The sequence below is a fragment of the Pseudoalteromonas sp. SWYJ118 genome (assembly GCF_015864505.1).
Taxonomy (GTDB): domain Bacteria; phylum Pseudomonadota; class Gammaproteobacteria; order Enterobacterales; family Alteromonadaceae; genus Pseudoalteromonas; species Pseudoalteromonas arctica.
Genome location: NZ_JADYXC010000003.1, coordinates 211,386 through 231,877, shown reverse-complemented (window position 1 = coordinate 231,877; position 20,492 = coordinate 211,386). Strand labels below are relative to the sequence as shown.

Annotated in this window: 10 protein-coding genes; 4 read left to right on the top strand and 6 right to left on the bottom strand. The window is 37.1% G+C overall.

The genetic code is table 11. From position 1 onward, the window contains the following. Positions 1-14: 14 nt before the first annotated feature. The 4 genes from rmuC to I6F48_RS05435 form a co-directional block, all read right to left on the bottom strand. Complete coding sequence (rmuC, locus tag I6F48_RS05450; RefSeq protein WP_197118998.1) at positions 15-1,487, bottom strand: DNA recombination protein RmuC; 1,473 nt, start codon at positions 1,485-1,487, stop codon at positions 15-17. Positions 1,488-2,363: 876 nt separating this feature from the next. Next, the gene (locus I6F48_RS05445) at positions 2,364-5,510 is read right to left on the bottom strand and encodes a DEAD/DEAH box helicase (protein WP_197118997.1); all 3,147 of its coding nucleotides are present in this window, start codon (positions 5,508-5,510) and stop codon (positions 2,364-2,366) included. Positions 5,511-5,936: 426 nt separating this feature from the next. Then, the gene (locus I6F48_RS05440) at positions 5,937-6,899 is read right to left on the bottom strand and encodes a transcriptional regulator (protein ID WP_165727943.1); all 963 of its coding nucleotides are present in this window, start codon (positions 6,897-6,899) and stop codon (positions 5,937-5,939) included. A 15-nt stretch (positions 6,900-6,914) separates the two neighbouring features. Continuing rightward, complete coding sequence (locus I6F48_RS05435) at positions 6,915-8,153, bottom strand: AAA family ATPase (protein WP_007583176.1); 1,239 nt, start codon at positions 8,151-8,153, stop codon at positions 6,915-6,917. Between the two features lie 773 nt (positions 8,154-8,926). On the opposite strand from I6F48_RS05435, the gene I6F48_RS05430 reads away from it, so the two are divergent. After that, on the top strand, positions 8,927-10,141 hold the full coding sequence (locus I6F48_RS05430) for a hypothetical protein (protein WP_024591590.1): 1,215 nt from the start codon (positions 8,927-8,929) through the stop codon (positions 10,139-10,141). A gap of 69 nt (positions 10,142-10,210) precedes the next feature. Here I6F48_RS05430 and I6F48_RS05425 read toward each other — a convergent pair whose 3' ends face one another. Then, positions 10,211-11,086 carry a DNA replication terminus site-binding protein gene (locus I6F48_RS05425; protein ID WP_197118996.1) on the bottom strand — a complete coding sequence of 292 codons (876 nt, stop codon included), beginning with the start codon at positions 11,084-11,086 and terminating at the stop codon, positions 10,211-10,213. A gap of 877 nt (positions 11,087-11,963) precedes the next feature. On the opposite strand from I6F48_RS05425, the gene I6F48_RS05420 reads away from it, so the two are divergent. Then, positions 11,964-13,313 carry a class II 3-deoxy-7-phosphoheptulonate synthase gene (locus I6F48_RS05420; protein ID WP_008167282.1) on the top strand — a complete coding sequence of 450 codons (1,350 nt, stop codon included), beginning with the start codon at positions 11,964-11,966 and terminating at the stop codon, positions 13,311-13,313. Positions 13,314-13,376: 63 nt separating this feature from the next. Here the strand turns inward: I6F48_RS05420 and ppsR are convergent, their stop codons facing one another. Beyond that, positions 13,377-14,186 (bottom strand): posphoenolpyruvate synthetase regulatory kinase/phosphorylase PpsR, encoded by an 810-nt coding sequence (ppsR, locus tag I6F48_RS05415; protein WP_007583184.1) that lies wholly within the window; start codon positions 14,184-14,186, stop codon positions 13,377-13,379. Between the two features lie 157 nt (positions 14,187-14,343). Here ppsR and ppsA point away from each other — a divergent pair, with 157 nt between their 5' ends. Next, on the top strand, positions 14,344-16,719 hold the full coding sequence (gene ppsA / locus I6F48_RS05410) for a phosphoenolpyruvate synthase (protein ID WP_169060511.1): 2,376 nt from the start codon (positions 14,344-14,346) through the stop codon (positions 16,717-16,719). 689 nt (positions 16,720-17,408) lie between these two features. Continuing rightward, positions 17,409-20,456, top strand: coding sequence for a D-2-hydroxyglutarate dehydrogenase YdiJ (ydiJ, locus tag I6F48_RS05405; protein WP_197118995.1), 3,048 nt, complete (start codon positions 17,409-17,411; stop codon positions 20,454-20,456). The last annotated feature ends 36 nt before the right edge of the window (positions 20,457-20,492 follow it).

Genomic DNA, 20,492 nt, shown 5'->3' with positions numbered 1-20,492 from the left:
AACACTTAATAAATCTAATCAAGCTCTAGCTGCGCACGTTCAACGCTCTCACTAGGTAACTCTTTTTGTACCGATACACCAAGCTCTTTAAACTCTGATGCTTGTTTAATTAAATTACCTTTACCGCGGTATAATTGCGAGAACGCTTTGTCGTAACTTTCTTTCGCTTTATCAAGCTGCTTACCAACGCCTTCCATACTTAATAAAAAACCATTGAGCTTGTTATAAAAACGCTCAGCCCGATTTGCCAGCTCTTTTGAGTATTTGGTTTGCTCTTCAAAACGCCAAAGCTGTTTAACAATATTTAAACTAGTAAGCAGGGTAGTAGGTGTAGCTACCAGTATATTTTTTTCGATTGCTTGTTGGTAAATATCACTTTGATATTTAAGTGCTTCTACAAAAGCTGATTCTATTGGTACAAACATAACCACAACTTCAGGCGAATTAAGCCCTGGTAAACGGTCGTACGATTTACTCGCAAGCTCATTAATACGTGCTGTAACGGCGTTTACATGCTCTTTAATTGCTTGATTAGCATCTAGCTCATTTTCAGCGTTCACATAGCGTGTATAAGCATTTAATGATGTTTTAGCATCAATGACTAAGTGGCGGCCTTGTGGTAAGTAAACAACTACATCAGGGCGTAAGCGGCCATCTTCAGTGTTAAACGACACTTCGCGCTTATAATCAACGCCAGCACGTAAGCCAGCGCTATCTAAGACGTTTTCGAGCATGAGTTCGCCCCAATTACCTTGGGTTTTCTTTTGCCCTTGTAACGCGTTGCTGAGCTTGTCGGCTTGATCTGTTATAGCTTGGCTTTTAGCTTGCAAATGCAATAGCTCGGTTTTAAGCGCGGTTCGTTGTTTTATGTCTTCAACATGTATTGATTCCATTTTTTCTCTAAAGCCTTTTAACTCGCCTTGAACCGGTTTTAATAATTGTTCAATGCTTTCTTGATTTAAGGTTTTAAAGCTTTGTGATTTTTCTTCTAGAATCTTATTGGCTAGGTTTTCAAATTCTTTTTTGAGCATATTTTTACTTTGCTCAATTTGCGCGAGTTGCTCGGTAAAGCTTTGTTGTTTTTGCTCGAGGGTAGTGCGCATATTATTATATTCAACATCGCGTTGATTATATTGCTCACGAAGCGCTGCAAGCTCGCCTTCGGCTTTACGCCAAAAGTGATTGTATTGAATGCTTTGTTTTTCTTGTTCGCTAAAACGCGTTTTAAAATGCTGGGCTTCATCGCGCTGTTCTTGGTGAGTATGTTCTAGCAGTTCGTGATCTTCTTGCAAGGCACTATATTGCAGCTCTTTATTATCAAATTGATTTTGTAATAGGGAAAGCTGTTGCTGCTGTTCGCTTATTTGTAGATGTAGCTTTTTGCGAAGCTGTGTTGATACAACGCCGTAAAATACAACGCCTAACGCAACACCAGCACCAGCACCGGCGCTTAGCCAATCAATATTAGTGAGTACTTGAGTGAGCATAAAATAAACTTATAAAATTTAGAGACATGCCATCATAACCAATAACACGCAATAGAAGTAGGGGAGCAAAGAAATTACAGACATAAAAAAACCAGCTCAAAATAAGCTGGTCAAATATTACTAAATTAAGTAATCAAAGGGAAAATCAACATGTGCCCGAGTAAGCTGCAACTTAAATACATAATCACCAAAATAACTAATATTACTGGGTGAGGCTATATAACAACAGGCATTAGAGTAGACCGGAAAACAAAATAATTAATTCAAATTAATTTACGAAAGATCATTTATTTTTATTCGGGTTGATTTAAACAAATCAAATTATGCGCATAAAAAAAGCCAGTTCAAAATGAACTGGCTTAATCATTACTAAAATTAGTAATCAAATAGGGGGAAATCAACATAAAACCTGTATTAACTGCAATTAATCAACAAGCATAATAGTAGACGCCGCTCTTTGAATTAAGTTCATAAAAAGATCAAAACTTTTAAAATAAAATTGAATGCTAAATTTAGGCATAAAAAAAGCCAACTCAAAATGGGCTGGCTCAATCATTACTAAAATTAGTAACTAAATGGGGGGAATCAACATGAAAACTTGTATTAACTGCAATTAATCAACAAGCATAATAGTAGACGTCCGTTTTTTAATTAAGTTCATAAAAAAGTAAAAACTTTTAAAATAAGTGCCGAACGCTAAATTTTAGGCATAAAAAAAGCCAACTCAAAATGGGCTGGCTTAATCATTACTAAAATTAGTAACTAAATGGGGAATCAACATGATGCTTGTGCTAACTGCAATTAACCAACAAGCATAATAGTAGACGTCCGCTTTTTAATTAAGTTCATAAAAAGATCAAAACTTTTTAAATCAATTTAGTTTTTAATTAGCGATAACATTTGTTGTTCATCAAACTTTGTAAAGCTCATTGATTTATCAGTAAATAACGCATCTACAAGGGCCTGTTTGTCTTGTTGCATTTTAAATACTTTTTGCTCTATTGAATTACTCATTATGAGCTTATACACAAATACAGGGTTAGTTTGGCCAATACGGTAAGCTCTATCAGTCGCTTGTTTTTCTACAGCAGGGTTCCACCATGGATCAAAGTGAATAACTGTATCGGCTTGTGTAAGGTTAAGGCCTGTACCGCCAGCTTTTAAGCTAATTAAAAACACTGATGTTTTACCACTGGTAAACTCGTCGATTACTTTATCGCGGTGGCGCGTTTGGCCTGTAAGCATACTAAAGTTAATGTTTATTTCTTCGAGGCGTTGGGCTATTAAATCAAGTGCCGATGTGAACTGACTAAATATAATAATTTTACGACCGAGACTTAACATAAGCGGTAAGTGTGTTGTTAACCATTCAAGCTTAGCAGAGCCTGCTTGAGTGTCTGGATCTATTAATTTAGGGTGGCAACAAATTTGCCTTAACTTTAAAAGTGCCTCTAAAAATGCAAGTTTACTTTTTTGTGCGCCTTGTTCGGCAAATAAGTCTATTAGCTTCTCTTCTAATGAACGTGTAATACCTTGATACATTTCTTTTTGCTTAGGCTCAAACTCAAACTCTTTAGTTAGCTCTGTTTTTTCAGGCAGCTCTTGCGCTACTTGTGCTTTAGTGCGGCGCATTATAAAAGGCATAATTAACGCTTTTAACTGCTCAGCTCTCTCCATATCAGCTTCACGCTCAATAGGCGTTTGAAAGTGCTGCTTAAAGTGAGCTTGAGACCCAAGTAACGATGGCATAGCAAAATCGAGTAACGATTTAAGCTCAAGTAAATTATTCTCGATTGGAGTACCACTTAAACAAAGTTTAAAGTCGGCATTTAAGCGTTTAACTAATCGCGAAACCTGTGCGGTATCGTTTTTAATGTATTGTGCTTCGTCGAGGATTATATTTTCAAAATATAATGGCGAATAATATGCAATATCACGCTTTAAAAGTGGATATGTAGTAAGTATACACTGCGCTTGCGCTAAGTGCTGTAAAGGATCGTTACGATTTGAACCAAAAATAGTGGTGACTTTTAAGCTTTTAGCAAACTTAATAATTTCGTTTTTCCAGTTACTCACCAAACTAGTTGGACACACTATAAGTGTAGGGCCTGCTTGCGGGCGGTTAAATGTACTGGCTAAAAATGCAATAACTTGCAAGGTTTTACCCAGGCCCATGTCATCAGCTAAAATACCACCTAATTGGTGACGTTTTAAAAAGCTAAGCCAGTCAACACCTTGCTGTTGGTACTCACGAAGTGTTACTGAGTCATTTAAGCCATGTAATGAAACCTTAGTAATTGCTTTATCGGGACTATTTAGCTCTTGTAAGTATAGCTCTAATGAGTCGTCGTGAAGCTCTACGTTTATAGCAGTGTGCTTTACTAATTCAGGTAAATACGAAAGCGGAATATTAAATTCGTCTCGTGTTTTTACAAATTCAAAACGCTCTTTAAATTCATTTAATAAGTTAATTGCTGACTTATTGATAACCCCAAATTCACGACCAAGCGGATAGTAGTAAAATAGTTCACTTTGGCGATTTAATGACTGATATAGCGGGTCAGTATTAGTAAACAACAGCGATGCTTTAGCATCACATAGCAATACTTTGCAGTGCATTTGATGCCCTGCTGCGCGGTGTACATGTAAACTAACTTCACACTGCGGATTAGGACTCGTTACTTTACTTACACTTACTTGCCAACCACGTTGCTTAAAGCCAGGGAATACTTCGTATATTAGCCAATGCAAATGGATTGAAGACTGCTTTGTAAATACCAGTTCACTTTGTAAACCCCCTTTACAAAATTCAAATCCTAAGTTAATTAGTTCGTTAGTTACAGTATTTTCAAATGCACTATTAATCGTACTTGCAGGTGCTGCACCTGCTAAATAGTTTTTATTTTTATACTTAAATAACAACGAAAGAGATAAACCTTGATCGCCCATAGTTACTTTTAAAACAGCATTACTAGAGATTTTAGGCAATGTTGGCTGTAAATTAGTAGGGTGGGGTATTACACCTGCACCAAAGTTATCGGCAAGCTGCTTATATATTCTATCAAAGTTAGCGTCATGCAAAGCAGGCATAGTTTGTAAATGTGCTATTTCATCTGCACTCAATGGGGTGCGAAGACGGCCCGCTTTTAAATGATCTAAATCGAGATAAGTAGGTGGTGTTGTTTTTAATAAGGCCCAGTTTTGTGTTTGCTCAAGCTTAATAACTAATTGTGAGAGATCTTTATCTTGCTCCCAACTAAAACTTAATGCTTGGCCCGATTGCGCCTTAATTGGCACTCGAGAACGCTGGAAAAACAGGCGTTCTGTAGCTATCAACTGTTGTAAGGCACTAAAACCCCACAGGCCTTTTAGCTCAATACTTCCCACTGCATTTTGTGAGCGTATCCAACTAAATAATCTAAAATCACTTTCGAGTAAGTCACTCGGCGTTACAAAACTATTTAACTGCTGCTCGGTCAGGTTTCGACCTAGCGTGTAATTCTTTTTAGTCTCAACATTCGCTATTTTAGGTGTTAAGAATACTTTGTTATTTTCAATATCTAATACAAATAATAATACTTGCGATGGCGTGTTTTGATCACCACTTTTAAGTGCGCTTAATTCGCTAAACCAGTCATTAATAAAGTAATCTTCGCCATATTCACCAGAGTGCTCTATTTTGAGCTTAAATAAAATAGCAGCTAAGTGTCGGCATTTAGTTTTTGCATTACACGTACAATGCGTATCAACAGAATAACCAGTTGGTACTTTACTGATCTCAATACGTTGATTAAACGATGATCCATTATCCACTTGTACAGTAGAGTCGACTACAGAAAAATTAGGGGTGTGTTCTAGCCAAGTGATTTGACCTTTCTTGTAATATTCTTTGCCTTTATCTAAAACATTTTCACGGAAAAGTTTTTTAATAAAGCGTTCAGACAGAGGAAACTGGGTAGCCTGCTCATTTTTAATTTCTTCAAAAATAGCCATTAAATCATTTTTTGATAAGTTAGCAGACATGTCACTCTAAGCATTAAATTTTAAAAATAATCCTGCCAGTATATGCCTTATGTGCTCTGAGCTAAAGCACTATTAACAAGATATAAACTGGTTGGAGCTGATAACTTAGTAAAAAATCGGTTTGTAAGTAAAAATAAGCATCCAATTTTACAAAATAATATTTAAAACAACTGCAATGGTAGAAGTTACATATAGTTAGAAACATAAAAGTAGGCATTACAGATCACGATTTTACTAACAATAATAATAAATGAAGGAATGTAGCTAAAAAGAGGATATTAGTTAGTAAAAAAGTGATCTTGAAGAAGGAATATGATTATTTAAAGAGGAAATAGGCTAGTAAAGATCAGATTTTTACTAACAAAACAATCTGCCAGATCACTATTTAACTAAGTAAATATGCCTGACAGATCATTATTTAACTAACTAATTAAAGGCACTTAATAACTTAGTTAATTGCTCTAAGCGCTTGTCTGTCATTACTTTATTATCAATTTTGATAGAGACATCACCGCTTTTTAAATTGCGTTGTACCGATATGAAGTTATTTTCTAGTACAGCTTCGCGCTTAACAGCTACTTGTGGCTCTGAAGTTAGGCATCTAGTGATCGCCATTGCACGCTTGTCGTCGCTTGTAATCGCATTTAACTCTTCATCACTAGCAAGGGCACTAACAAGTTGATTAAACGCCTCTTCGTCTCGCTCCTTTGCGCTAACAAGCTTTTTAGCGACTTCGCGACCTACGTGATTAGCAGTAGGGTAAAGCGCAATGACATCAGCAGGAATTTGCTCATAAGCTTTAATTGCATCTGCAATTGCAGTATGCGATACACCTTCTACCGCGGCAATCTCTCTGTAAGATCCTTTTTTACCTTGCTCAATAAGCTCATTTTTAGTTTGTTGGTATGCTTGGCCAAGCTCCCATAAACTAGGAGCAATGTATTGATCTGAAGATACCGCTAAAATTTTTGCATCTTGATCAGTAAAATCGCTTGAACTAAGTACTAAATAATCTGCGTTACCTAAAATACAGGCCATACGACGACGTGAACCTGCCAGAACTAAACTTTTGTCACCTTGATCCCAAAGTAGGGCAGGATGTTGATTTCGACCATCCTCACGAATTGCAGGAAGAATGTCTGATACTGACTTTTCGTTTAGAAGTGCCTGTACACGACGATTTTTGCCATATACACCAGTGGTAGATTCAATATCAGCATGTGCGATCACTTTACAAACAAGCGTAATTTGACGAGCGGGGTCACTCGGTGCAGGCATTCTAATTACATCGCCAGCATTGGCTTGTTCTAGTAATGCATCAAGACTACTGCTGCCTACAGCAGTTGCAAATGGATCTAAGCGGGTGTCATTTTTACGTTTTTTAGCCATTTTTATTTAACATCCTTACTTAGGGGTATTGAGTGTTGATTGAGTTGACTGCCAATTTGAACGAATAAGCATTTCTAGCTCATCGACCACATCTTTAATATTTTCTTGAGCGCGCATTAATGACTCACGACTTGCTAAGCTGTCTGATGCTTTTTGATCAAAAATAGTGTTGAAAGACGATGAACTAGCGGTAATCGCGGAGCTGTGATTGATTGGGTAGCTCATTACTTGGCGACCAAATGCACTACGAACATCTTTGACGATATCGCGCTGTGAGTGATTACCTTTCACATAGTTGGTCACTAAAAATTGCATAAAGTCCCAGCCCTCATGGCCAAGTGCTGCAACTGTATGGTAAATCTCACCTAGTCGTTTTAAATATTTGTTATTAGCATCAAAATCTACAGCTTCCGGATGAACAGGAATAAGCATCGCCGTAGAGGCCATTAATGCATTATAAAACATGAAGTTAAGGGTAGGTGCTGTGTCAATTAAGATAATATCAAACTCGTCTTTAACGGGATCAATTACTTTCTCAAGTAACTTGTGGTAATGGCGAGTTTGCTCATAATTTGAGGTATCTTTGAGCAATGTTGCCGTTTCGTGCTCAAAGTAAAAGTCATCCATACCCGATGGTAATACACGAATATTTGGGATATGCGTTGGTAAAAATGAGTTAGACACAAATTCAGGCCATGTTTCACCCTCGTCTAAATCTATGCAATCACGCATTAAATCACCAACAGTAATCGGGTCGTGCTCACTTGAAGGAAAAAAGCTTGAAGAAGAGCCTTGTGGGTCTAAATCTATAATACCAATGCGATAACGTTTAATATTTGTAGTTGCAAGCGCTGCCGCTATATTAACCATACTGGTAGTTTTACCGCAGCCGCCTTTGAGAGAATTAATTACAATAACTTGCAGTTTGTCATCACCAGTACGATGATCTGGTTTAATGTCCATAATATCGGCCATAGCAAAAATATTTACTAATGTGTAAGCATAGTGACCGTTAGCACCGCGTTTTATGTTTAAATCATCGAAGTCGCCATTATCATGACGTCTTTTTAAAGTACGATTATTACAACCTAATAAATCAGCAGCTGCTTTTTGTGTATACGTTCTTAATTCTTTTTCTTCTGATTTAAGATGGGCACGGTAGTGCTGAATACGTCCTTCTAATGATTTTTCAGCAACTTCAGCTGTGGCTTTCAAAAGCCGATAGGTACTTAATGCGTTATTGTTGATAGACATACTTTCTTCCTCAAAGTTAGGCAGTTAGTATAATGTCCATTCAAATAGCTGTAAACAACTATTTAAGACGACATGCATTTTAAAAACAAGACATCTAAAAATATTTTTACACCTTTAATATTGCTTAGTATAAATAAAGAAGTTTAAAGGTGGTTAAATATATAAGGTAATAAAGGTTAAGGGTGTAAAATTAGCACATAACATTATGATTTATATGAATAATGTTTAAAAAAGCAGATCAGGTTTATACTTGGTTAAGATCAGATCTTTATCTACCTGCGGATCAGCTTTTTACTAAGGTCTATTTTAAATATAGAGTTATGCACAGGTTACGCATGAAGTTATGAACAAAAAGAGCCCTGCAGATCAGTTTTTTACTAAGTAAATTATAAAGTTATACACTAGTCGCAACATAAAAATACGCTTTTAATTAGTATAGATCTGATCTGTACTTGGTACAGATCAGATCTATTCTAACTCGATAAGGCTTTATCCACAGGGGAATATATTTTTTGGTGTATTTGTCGTGCTTAATTTTAAAATTAAGCCATTGTAATGGACAAAATAACAGCTGAGTTAGTAAAAATTAGATTTGTGATAGTCCAGTTAGTATAAATATGATCTGAAATCGTAAGTAATGTACATTACTTAGTATAATAGTGATCCAAACGTTTTATTTAAAGTCAGATCACTTTTATACTAACTTAAACATTTAACTTTTGTTGCTTAATGTGTTGTTATTAGCTGTCGCAATAAAAATGGAAATAAGAACAATGAGCCGAAAGGTCAACATCTCGGTAGATAACTTGCCCGATACACTTAGGGGCCAAATCCACGGGGTGGAAAGTGCAATAGATAACGAAAGTTTAGCACTATTTACAGACAACAAAGACGTGCGAATTTCTATTGAAAATGCAGCACATGGATTACGTGCATATTCAAACACGTTTAATCACTATGATTTGTGGGGACGCTTTGTTCGCTCGGGCTATAAAAAATTGCCACTTGAAGAAGCGCCTAAAAAAACAATTATTACGCGTAAAATATCTGAAAAAGTAGATGGTATTTTGTACGATGGCGAAATAAAAATAACGCCAGCTGTTGTAAGTACACGCAAAGATGGCGAAGATGTTGAATACCTTGTTTGGCCATCAGATAGAGAAGAAAAAGTAGAGCGAGCACTTATTCGTTTAGCTTCTAAAGGCAAAATAGTTAAAATTAATTTTAAATCCGGTATTCAATACGCGGTTGTTTTTTCTATGAACGAATTAGCACAAGAACTCAAAGCGGTAGGGCAGTCAATGCCATATCCTGCAATAAAAGAGTCACTTGAAGCATTGCAAGGTTCTAAACTTTCATTTAAATATTCGGCAACAGATACTAAAAATTCTGATATAGATGATTCGTTTTACGAGTCAAACATGAACTTTTTATCGTCACTGCATTTTAGTGGCAAAAAAGGTCAGGGTGGCAATGTAAAATGCGTCGCCTGTTTAAATGCATTTGTTCATAACATGATTGATAACCTTGAATACAAAGGGTATTACTTTAATAGCGCACAAGAATTAAAACGTGGATTATCGCGTTGGATGATGCTTCGTTTGTATCACCTTTGGCGTTATGCAGCACCAGGTAAAACGTACCATTTTAGATTACTTTCTATTATGGAAAAATACGGATCTATTTATTCAACTGATGATATTACCGAAAATAAATTAAAAGCACTTCGTCGTGATATGACCACCACAATGAAAGATTTGATTGAAAAAGGTGCAATATCAGAATACAGCATTACAAACGTTAAAGATGACAAAACCGGTAACATTATCGATTACACATACGAAATGCACCCGTCTGATCAGTTTTGCGATGAAATACTTACATTGAACAAACACAATAAACGCATTGAAATCCAAGGCGGTAAACGCATTGTTGAAAATGCCGTGCTGATTGATGAAGATAAAATTGAAGAAATAGTAGAAAAATAATAACCGTCATTTTAAATACTGTACGCATAACTAAAAAGGCCACATAGTGTGGCCTTTTTAACATAATGACTACCGCTCAACCTGTTCTAAATATAACCTATCAACCAAAAAATCATACTCGCGCTTACGAGGGTGAGTATCGGGTTTTTGATAATCAGGTAATATACCTAATTTTACGTCTGGTTCTGGATTAATCAGAATAAAGGGTAATGCAGCACTCACATGATAGCGATTTTGCGCCGTATATCTCACATTTACCTGTGGACTCACTCGAGTAGGGCGGCGAATTCTAAGTTTTTCCTTTTCGCCTAAACTAGCAACCCGTAATTGTTCTTGAGCTACAAGTGATTGCCATTTTTGTTGATCTATCATTCTTGGATTTCGATAACTGGCCGATTTGTCGAGCATTTCGAGAGCCATTTTTTTAGTCAGCGTTTTAGTTGCGTGTTTGTGCATCCAAGTAAACCTAACCGAAAATGGCGATTCGCTTTCACTATGAATTTTACGATACGCAGCAAGCGTTATTAAATTTGGTATAGCATTGTGAACTGCTTCAAATCGAGCATCGTTGCTATCAATAGCTAAAATACATTCTTTAAACGTAGCTTTAGCTTTATTTACTTGAGCTATACGATTATTTAAAGCTTGTTTATCTGCATTTTTAATAACGAGCAAACCAGGGTGCCTTTTTAAAACACGACTGCTTAATCCTGATTTTTTATACATGTCTGAAAAAGAGTTTAGGATTGATTTTTGAGCAGGTACTCCAGTGATTTTAGAAACAAGTATAGATTCTGGAACTTTACTCTCATCGAAACTACTTACATCTGGTAATTGATAATATTCCGCTTTGGAGAATTCACACTCTTTTAGTTCTTCAATCAACCTCAAAGTTAATTCGTTCATTAAATCAAACTGACTTCTAATTTGTACTTTAGTTACCATTACACACCTCAAAGAACACATCTTACTAGTCTTATATTATTACATGCACTTTGCTTTGTCTAAATAAATAACAAATAGTACTCGAGGCTTGTAGTAACATAATAATTAAGTTGTGTATGATGTGTTCTTTCAGGTGGGAATATATAAATGAAGAAAGATTGAAACTCCTTACTAATTCATATGACATTGGAGTATTTACTTTGTCGTATATAAAAAGGCTAATACGCCAAGTACTAGATTATCTACGTAGTAGGTGATCAGGCTAAAGGTTACAATGACTACAAATGCTTTTTGATATCAGTTCCTCTTTAAAGATACTTCTAGCAGGAGGGGCTTTAATCATGGAGAATTGTTAAGTAACACTATCACTTTGAAGAGAAAACTTAATGGCCTACCACACCTTTAAGTTGTGGCACTTATGAATATAGTCCTGCATACGAGTGCTATACAAGACTATGCGTCTAGGATTTAAAGCGCAGATAAATGATTACCGCAAATGCTCATATCATACATTAAGGTCTGCACATAGCACTTGATAGCTATTAATTAATTATCCGCGTAAAGTTAAGATTACAGAAGTTGCCATTTAAGTATGATGTGTTCCTAGCTAAATTACGTATAACATACCCTTATGTACTATTTATTCTCAATGCGTTAAAATTGTAAATAGTTAGCTCTAAACGCATGTATTTAAACACTTTAGTTTCTTCGAAATAAAACTAAAGTGTATGTTATATAACCACCTAGGTTAAGTAAGATTACTTTTATACTTAACTCATAACTAAATAATTGGAAAATAGTGAATTTAGTCCTTGAACATAGGGGCCTGCATACGTTAATTTCTTCTTATCAGGTAATGTAGGAATGAGGAAAAATTATGCAATCGTGGAACCCAAATAGCTGGAGAGAGCTGCCAATACTGCAGCAGCCACAGTACCCGGATCAAGAAATACTTAAATCAGTAGAAAGCCAATTAAAAACGGCACCGCCTTTAGTTTTTGCTGAAGAAACAAGAAGCCTATTCAAACAGCTTGAAGATGTGTGCGAAGGTCGAGCTTTTTTACTTCAAGGTGGTGACTGTGCAGAATCATTTAGCGATTTTAATGCCGCTAACATTCGCGATACATTCAAAACAATCTTACAGATGGCTGTTGTATTAACTTACGGCGGTAAATGCCCTGTAGTTAAAATAGCGCGCATGGCTGGTCAATACGCTAAACCTCGTTCAGCAGACTTAGAAACAATTAATGGCGTGTCTTTACCATCTTACCGTGGCGACATTATTAATAATATCGAGTTTACAGAAGAAGCACGTATACCCGATCCACAACGCTTAATGACTGCATACCATCATAGTGCCGCTACGTTAAACTTATTACGTGCCTTTGCACAAGGTGGCCTTGCCGATCTTCACCAGGTAAATCGTTGGAACATGGGCTTTGTTGCTGCAAATCCACTTAAAGAAAAATACCAACAACTTGCTGATAAAATTCAAGACGCACTAGAGTTTATGGAAGTGTGCGGAATTAACTCTACAATTGCGCCAAGCTTAAAAGAAACCGATTTATACACTTCTCACGAAGCGTTACTACTTGGTTACGAAGAGGCGCTTACTCGTCGCGACCACTTATCTGGTGATTGGTACGATTGTTCTGCTCACTTTGTTTGGATTGGTGAACGTACTCGTCAACTAGACCATGCACATATTGAATTTTTTAAAGGCATTAAAAACCCAATTGGTGTTAAAGTTGGCCCAGGTATGGACCCAGATGACCTAATTCGTTTAATTGATGCATTAAACCCAGATAACATTCCTGGTCGTTTAACGCTAATTACGCGTATGGGTGCAGATATACTTCCTGAAAAACTTCCAGCACTAGTAAGAAGAGTTCAACAAGAAGGCCGTAAAGTAATTTGGAGCTCAGATCCAATGCACGGTAACACTGAAAAAGCGACATCAGGTTACAAAACACGTAACTTCGACAATATTATGCGCGAGATTAGTCAATTCTTCGCTGTACACAAAGCTGAAGGTTCATACGCAGGTGGTGTTCACCTAGAAATGACAGGCCAGCACGTTACAGAGTGTACTGGCGGTGCTTACGGTTTATCTGACGATGACCTAGCACAGCGTTACAAAACGCAGTGTGATCCACGCCTTAATGCCGACCAAGTATTAGAGTTAGGCTTTTTAGTAGCTGATTTACTAAAAGACGCACGTAAATAATATTTATTGATACTAAAAAAACCGCTTAGTTGCGGTTTTTTTGTTTTTAATTTTATTAGTAAGTTAGTACTTACGTCGCTCCAAGTCTGTTTCTATCAATATTTTTGCAGATATTTCTTCAACAGAATGATGCGTAGAATTAAAGTAAGCAATTTTATGACGCTTATACAACATTTCCACTTCGCGAACCTCAATACGACACTGTTTAATTGAAGCATACTTAGAGTTCGCCATACGTCGATGCCTAATAGCCGCAAGTCTCTCAGGGTCAATCGTCAGTCCAAATAACTTATGTTTGTAAGGGACTAAACATTTAGGCAAACCTTCATTATCTAAATCTTCTTCTGTAATAGGGTAGTTAGCCGCTTTGATGCCGTACTGCAGTGCTAAGTATAAGCTTGTGGGTGTTTTACCACTTCTGCTAACACCAATTAAAATGATGTCTGCTTCAGAAAAGTTTTTAATATTTCCGCCATCATCATTCATAAGTGCATAGTTAACCGCATCAATTCTAAAATCATAACTTTTTTCGTGGATAGAATGCGTACGATGCATTTTAGGAACTGGGGCTACATTGAGTTCTTTTTCTATTTTTTCGCTATATGTAGTTAAAAAGTCATACGTGACTGCATCAGCCGATTTTATAATTTCACTTAAATTGTGGTTAACAAAAGTAAAAAAAACAAATGGCTTTTCGCCTGTTTTTGCAGCGGTTGCATTAATTAATGCTTTAATTTCGTGCGCTTTCTCTTCAGTTTCTACAAATGGAATTGTTTTATGATTAAAATCGATAGGAAACAACGACAAAGTCGCATGCCCAAATACCTCTGAAGTAATAGCGGTTCCATCTGATATATAAAAAGCAGTTCTCATAATTAACCTTTTTATTGCGTTTAAATCCCTAAAATGGGTTTCTCACGGTTTACGTGAGGACTATTGCCAGTGTAGAATGATGATGACCTTTATAAAAGGTTTTCTTTCTTAACTCTCACAGTTAGACCTACAATTTGTTTTTTTTGGAGAAAGATCCGTGCAAGAATACGTTCTCTGGTATCAAGAGCTTGGTATGCAAGATGTTCCTCGAGTTGGCGGTAAAAACGCTTCACTTGGCGAAATGATTTCAAACCTAGCAAACGCTGGTGTACAAGTACCGGGTGGTTTCGCAACTACCGCAGATGCTTTTAATGAGTTTTTAGATCAATCAGGACTCACAGCAAAAATTCACAACATTCTAGATACACTCGATGTTGATGATGTAAATACACTCGCTAAAGTCGGTGCCGACATCCGCCAATGGATAATCGACACACCATTCCAACCAAACCTAGATCAAGCCATTCGCGACGCATATAGCCAACTTCATGGCGATACTGCAGCAGATGTATCATTCGCAGTACGTTCATCAGCTACCGCTGAAGATATGCCAGATGCATCATTCGCAGGCCAGCAAGAAACTTTCCTTAACGTTGTTGGTATCGATTCAGTCATGGTCGCTATTAAACACGTATTTGCTTCATTATTTAACGACCGTGCAATCTCATATCGAGTTCACCAAGGTTACGATCACCGTGGTGTGGCCCTATCAGCGGGTATTCAGCGCATGGTACGTTCAGATAAGTCAGCATCTGGCGTAATGTTTAGCATTGATACAGAGTCTGGTTTTGAAGACGTTGTATTTATTACATCAAGCTACGGCTTAGGTGAAATGGTTGTACAGGGCGCAGTTAACCCTGATGAGTTTTATGTTCATAAACCAACACTCCTTAAAAATAAACCTTCAGTAGTACGTCGTAACATTGGTTCTAAAGCCATTCAAATGATTTACTCAGAAGATAAAGCACACGGTAAGCAAGTAGACATCGTTGATGTTGCCCCTGAGCTTTCAAATAAATTTTCGATTACAGATGAAGAAGTGCAAGAACTTGCCAAGCAAGCTGTAATCATCGAAAAACATTACGGTCGTCCTATGGACATCGAATGGGCAAAAGACGGTAACGACGGCAAACTATATATAGTTCAAGCACGTCCAGAAACTGTTCGCTCAAACGAAGACTCTAACGTAATGGAACGCTTTCAATTAAATGGTACAAGCAACGTTGTTGTTGAAGGCCGTGCAATTGGTCATAAAATTGGTAGCGGTGTTGTTCGTGTTCTTGATTCAATTAAAGAAATGGATCAGGTACAAGTAGGCGACATTTTAGTAACCGATATGACCGACCCTGATTGGGAACCAATCATGAAACGTGCTGCAGCGATTGTTACAAATCGTGGTGGACGTACGTGTCACGCGGCAATAATTGCACGCGAACTTGGTATTCCAGCAGTTGTAGGGTGTGGTAACGCAACTGATTTAATTAAAGCGGGACAAGAAGTCACTGTATCGTGCGCCGAAGGCGATACCGGCTTTATTTACGAAGGTATTTTAGATTTTGAAATACTAACGTCACGCGTTGATAAAATGCCAGAACTTCCAATGAAAGTTATGATGAACGTGGGTAACCCCGATCGTGCATTTGACTTTGCACGCTTACCGCATGCAGGTGTTGGCCTTGCGCGAGTTGAATTTATTATCAACCGTATGATTGGCGTTCATCCTAAAGCGTTATTAAATTTTGATGCTCAAACAGATGCATTAAAAGCAGAAATTACTGACATGATTGCCGGTTACGAATCACCAGTAGAGTTTTACATAACAAAACTGGTTGAAGGTATTTCTACTCTAGGGTGTGCATTTGCACCAGAGCGTGTAATTGTTCGTATGTCTGATTTTAAATCAAACGAATACGCAAACCTAGTTGGTGGCCAGCAATACGAGCCAGAAGAAGAAAACCCAATGATTGGTTTTCGTGGTGCCGCACGTTATATCTCTGAAGACTTCCGCGATTGTTTTGCACTAGAATGTGAAGCTATAAAACGCGTAAGAAATGACATGGATATGGCTAACATAGAAATCATGATCCCATTCGTACGTACCCTTGAAGAAGGCAAACGCGTAATTGAATTACTAGAAGAACATGGCCTTAAACGCGGCGAAAATGGTCTTAAAGTAATCATGATGTGTGAACTTCCTTCAAATGCACTACTTGCTGATGAATTTTTAGAAATGTTTGATGGTTTTTCTATCGGCTCTAACGATTTAACACAGCTAACGCTTGGTCTTGACCGTGATTCTGGTTTAATTGCACATTTATTTGATGAGCGTAATCCAGCAATTAAAAAGCTACTTTCTATGGCTATTAAAACAGCTAAAGAAAAAGGAAAGTACGTTGGTATTTGTGGTCAAGGTCCTTCAGATCACGAAGACTTTGCAGCATGGTTAGTAGAGCAGGGCATTGATTCTGTTTCATTAAACCCAGATACAGTAATAGAAACATGGTTGTACCTAGCTAAAAAATTAGCAAAGTAACAAGTATGTAAGCTATAAAAATGCCAGCCATGTATTGCTGGCATTTTTTATGCTCAATTAAAAGTGAATTAACGGGCTAATTTTTTATCTAAATAAGCACATGATTTAGTTAACGCCTTTTGACAAAATGATAAGTAATGTCGGGCTTTAGGATAGTAAAACGAAAAACACAATAAACCCGCCATAAAAAATATAAGTGAAGGCTAAGGGCGTGTTGATCTTTGTGGATTGAAATTTGTTCAATCTAGGGGCGATTTAATCGCGGCGCGAGGTTTGTAACCTAGTGGGCTAAGTAAAAACCGAGCAACAAAGAGTTAATCGTCCCTAGAAAGAACCCATTGGGCAGCGCATGTTTGGTATTTATGCTGCGTTATCGCCTATTTATGGGGAGCAACCACACTACATAGGCTCTGCCTTGCCTAAAAACCAAACATACTGCTGCAAATTCAACAACCAAAGGTCAACACGCCCTAGCTACAACCGCAAAAAATAATCCTAGCAAAATAAATAACACGCCACTGATCTGTAATAGTAATTTTTTCATATAACACACCTCATTACTTGTTAACTTGAGTATAATTTAAGCTGCATTAAAATCGACTAAAAGAGTGTTACAAACTGTAAAATCTTCAATTTCTATTCGCCATCACCATGATATAATTAGTCAAATGCCCTAAAATATCGCCGTCATGATAGCAACAATTACACAGCAAGATGCCGCGACAGAACTTGTCGCAAACTACCTAAATACCATTGCAAACCAAGGTTTTACCGGAGATACCGACGCAAGTTATGCAACGCGTATTACCGCTTCAACCGATAACAGTGTGTATCAGCAAATACCGCAAGGTGTTATTTTTCCAAAAAGTGAAAAAGATATTCAGCTCGCATTGCAAACAGCATCTCGCGACCCGTTTTTATCATTAACTTTTGGTCCTCGTGGCGGTGGAACAGGCACTAACGGACAATCGTTAACACCTGGTATTGTTGTAGATTTGTCTCGCTATATGCGCGAAATCCTCGAAATAAATGTAGAAGAAGGCTGGGTACGCGTTCAAACCGGCGTAATAAAAGATCAACTTAATGACTTTTTAAAACCTTATGGCTTTTTCTTCTCACCCGATTTATCTACCAGTAACAGGGCAACTATTGGTGGCATGATAAGTACTGACGCATCGGGGCAAGGCTCGTTAGTTTACGGTAAAACGAGCGATCATGTTTTAGGGCTAACAACTTATTTAGTTGATGGCACACCTATGTGCACCTCCCCAATAGACATCGACAAAGCACAAATTATAGCGAATCAAGACTCACTAATTGGTAGTTTATATAAAACAGTTTTAGATATATCAGTTAATGAACGCGCTGCTATTTTAGCTAAGTTTCCACGGTTAAATCGTTTTTTAACCGGCTACGACCTAGAGCATGTACTAAGTGATGACTTACTTACCTTTGACATGAGCCGACTAATAACGGGTTCAGAAGGCTCATTAGGTATAGTAACTGAAGCAAAATTAAACCTAACGCCTATTGCCGAATTCAAAACGCTTATTAATATTAAGTATGATAGTTTTGACTCAGCACTTCGTCATTCACCATTTTTAGTCGATGCACGTGCAACATCGGTAGAAACCGTTGATAGCAAAGTTTTAAACTTAGCGCGTGAAGATATCATTTGGAATTTAGTATCGGACTTAATAACCGACGTACCAAATAAAGATATGCAAGGCCTTAACATGGTCGAGTTTAATGCAGTATCAAACGATGATATAAAAGACAAAGTAGACACGCTTTGTAAGCTTCTAGATGAATGCGTAAAAAATCAAACTAATGGCGTTATTGGTTATCAGTTAACCAGTGATAAAAGCGATATACTAAAAATTTACGCAATGCGTAAAAAGTCAGTGGGTTTATTAGGTAATGTAAAAGGCAGCCAAAAACCTCTCGCCTTTGCAGAAGACACCGCTGTACCGCCTGAAAATTTAGCAGATTATATTGTCGAATTTAGAGCATTACTCGACAGTCATAATTTACAGTATGGTATGTTTGGCCATGTTGATGCGGGCGTTTTACACGTACGCCCAGCACTTGATATGTGTGACCCAGAACAAGAAAAACTACTTAGAACTATTTCAGATCAGGTCGTAAAACTAACCGCTAAGTACGGCGGTTTAATGTGGGGCGAGCACGGTAAAGGTTACCGTAGTGAATATAGCCCTGAGTTTTTTGGTGAGCATTTATATACGCAACTTCGAAAAATAAAAACAGCTTTCGATCCTAACAATCGCATTAACCCCGGTAAAATATGTACTCCTATCGATAGTGAAGACTCACTAGTTAGTGTAGATGGACAAAAGAGATCGTACTTCGATAAGCAAATATCAATAGAAGTTAAAACCAGTTTTAACAATGCAATGACCTGTAATGGTAATGGCATATGCTTTAATTACGATGAAAATTCACCTATGTGTCCATCGTATAAAGTAACTGGCGATCGCCGTAATTCACCAAAAGGACGCGCAAGTTTAATGCGCGAATGGCTTCGTCTACAAGAGTCAAAAAATGTAGATTTGCTCGAAGTAGAAAAGCAACTTAACAAAGGTGAAGTCATTACCTGGTGGGAACGTTTTGTTCATAGCCGCGAAAAACGAAAAGGTATTTACGACTTTTCTCACGAAGTAAAAGCGTCAATGGATGAATGTTTAGCATGTAAGGCATGTACAACAGCATGTCCAATTAAAGTAGATGTACCCACTTTTCGTTCGCGCTTTTTAAATTATTATCATAGTTATTATGCACGCCCGCTAAAAGATTACCTTGTTGGTAACATAGAAAACAGCGCGCCATTAATGGCAAAGTTCGCTAAAGTCATAAATCCAATTGTTAAAACATCATTAGTTAGTAATGTTATTAAAAAAACGGTTGGCTATGTTGATACACCACAGTTAAGTATTCCTGCACTTTCAAAGCGTGTTACTAAAACACAAAAATTCGATTTTGATTTACTAAATAAATTAAATGCAGAGCAACAAAGTGAATATGTATTAATAGTACAAGACCCATTTACGAGCTTTTACGAAGCGGAATTAGTAGAAAGTTTTATTACTTTAATAACCCAACTTGGCAAAAAACCAATGCTATTACCTTTTAAACCAAATGGTAAACCGCAACACGTAAAAGGTTTTTTACATGAATTTAAAGTTACAGCTAAAAATGCAGCCGAGTTTTTAAATAAATTAAATGATATTAATGCACCGTTAGTCGGTTTAGACGCGTCACTCGTTATGTGTTACCGCGATGAATATAATACAATTTTAGAAAATAACCGTGGTGAATTTAATGTGCAACTTGCCCATGAATGGCTCGAAACACAATCGTTTAAATCACTAAGCGCAAAACAAAATACAGATACCGAATTTACATTACTGAGTCATTGTACTGAAACAACTGCGCTGCCAAAAGCAGCAAATGTATGGCAAACAATTTTCAATGATATTGGTTTAACATTAAAAACAACAAATACAGGTTGTTGTGGAATGGCGGGAACTTATGGCCACGAAGCACAAAATCAAGATAACTCACGTGCGCTTTACGAAATGAGCTGGAAACCAATTGTAGATAAAAATAAACCTGAGCAACTTTTATCTACGGGATTTTCTTGTCGTAGCCAAGTTAAACGTTTTGAACAATTTAAACCAAAACACCCGATTGAATTACTAGCACAGGTTCTTAAATAACTTTATAAAATAAGAGTGCTTAAATAAGAACACTTA

Excerpts from the sequence above, each read along its gene's own strand:
- I6F48_RS05430 (WP_024591590.1), top strand. The coding sequence starts at position 8,927 with ATGAGCCGAAAGGTCAACATCTCGGTAGATAACTTGCCCGATACACTT.
- I6F48_RS05445 (WP_197118997.1), bottom strand. The coding sequence starts at position 5,510 with ATGTCTGCTAACTTATCAAAAAATGATTTAATGGCTATTTTTGAAGAA.
- I6F48_RS05435 (WP_007583176.1), bottom strand. The coding sequence starts at position 8,153 with ATGTCTATCAACAATAACGCATTAAGTACCTATCGGCTTTTGAAAGCC.
- I6F48_RS05420 (WP_008167282.1), top strand. The coding sequence starts at position 11,964 with ATGCAATCGTGGAACCCAAATAGCTGGAGAGAGCTGCCAATACTGCAG.
- rmuC (WP_197118998.1), bottom strand. The coding sequence starts at position 1,487 with ATGCTCACTCAAGTACTCACTAATATTGATTGGCTAAGCGCCGGTGCT.
- ydiJ (WP_197118995.1), top strand. The coding sequence starts at position 17,409 with ATGATAGCAACAATTACACAGCAAGATGCCGCGACAGAACTTGTCGCA.
- I6F48_RS05440 (WP_165727943.1), bottom strand. The coding sequence starts at position 6,899 with ATGGCTAAAAAACGTAAAAATGACACCCGCTTAGATCCATTTGCAACT.
- ppsR (WP_007583184.1), bottom strand. The coding sequence starts at position 14,186 with ATGAGAACTGCTTTTTATATATCAGATGGAACCGCTATTACTTCAGAG.
- I6F48_RS05425 (WP_197118996.1), bottom strand. The coding sequence starts at position 11,086 with ATGGTAACTAAAGTACAAATTAGAAGTCAGTTTGATTTAATGAACGAA.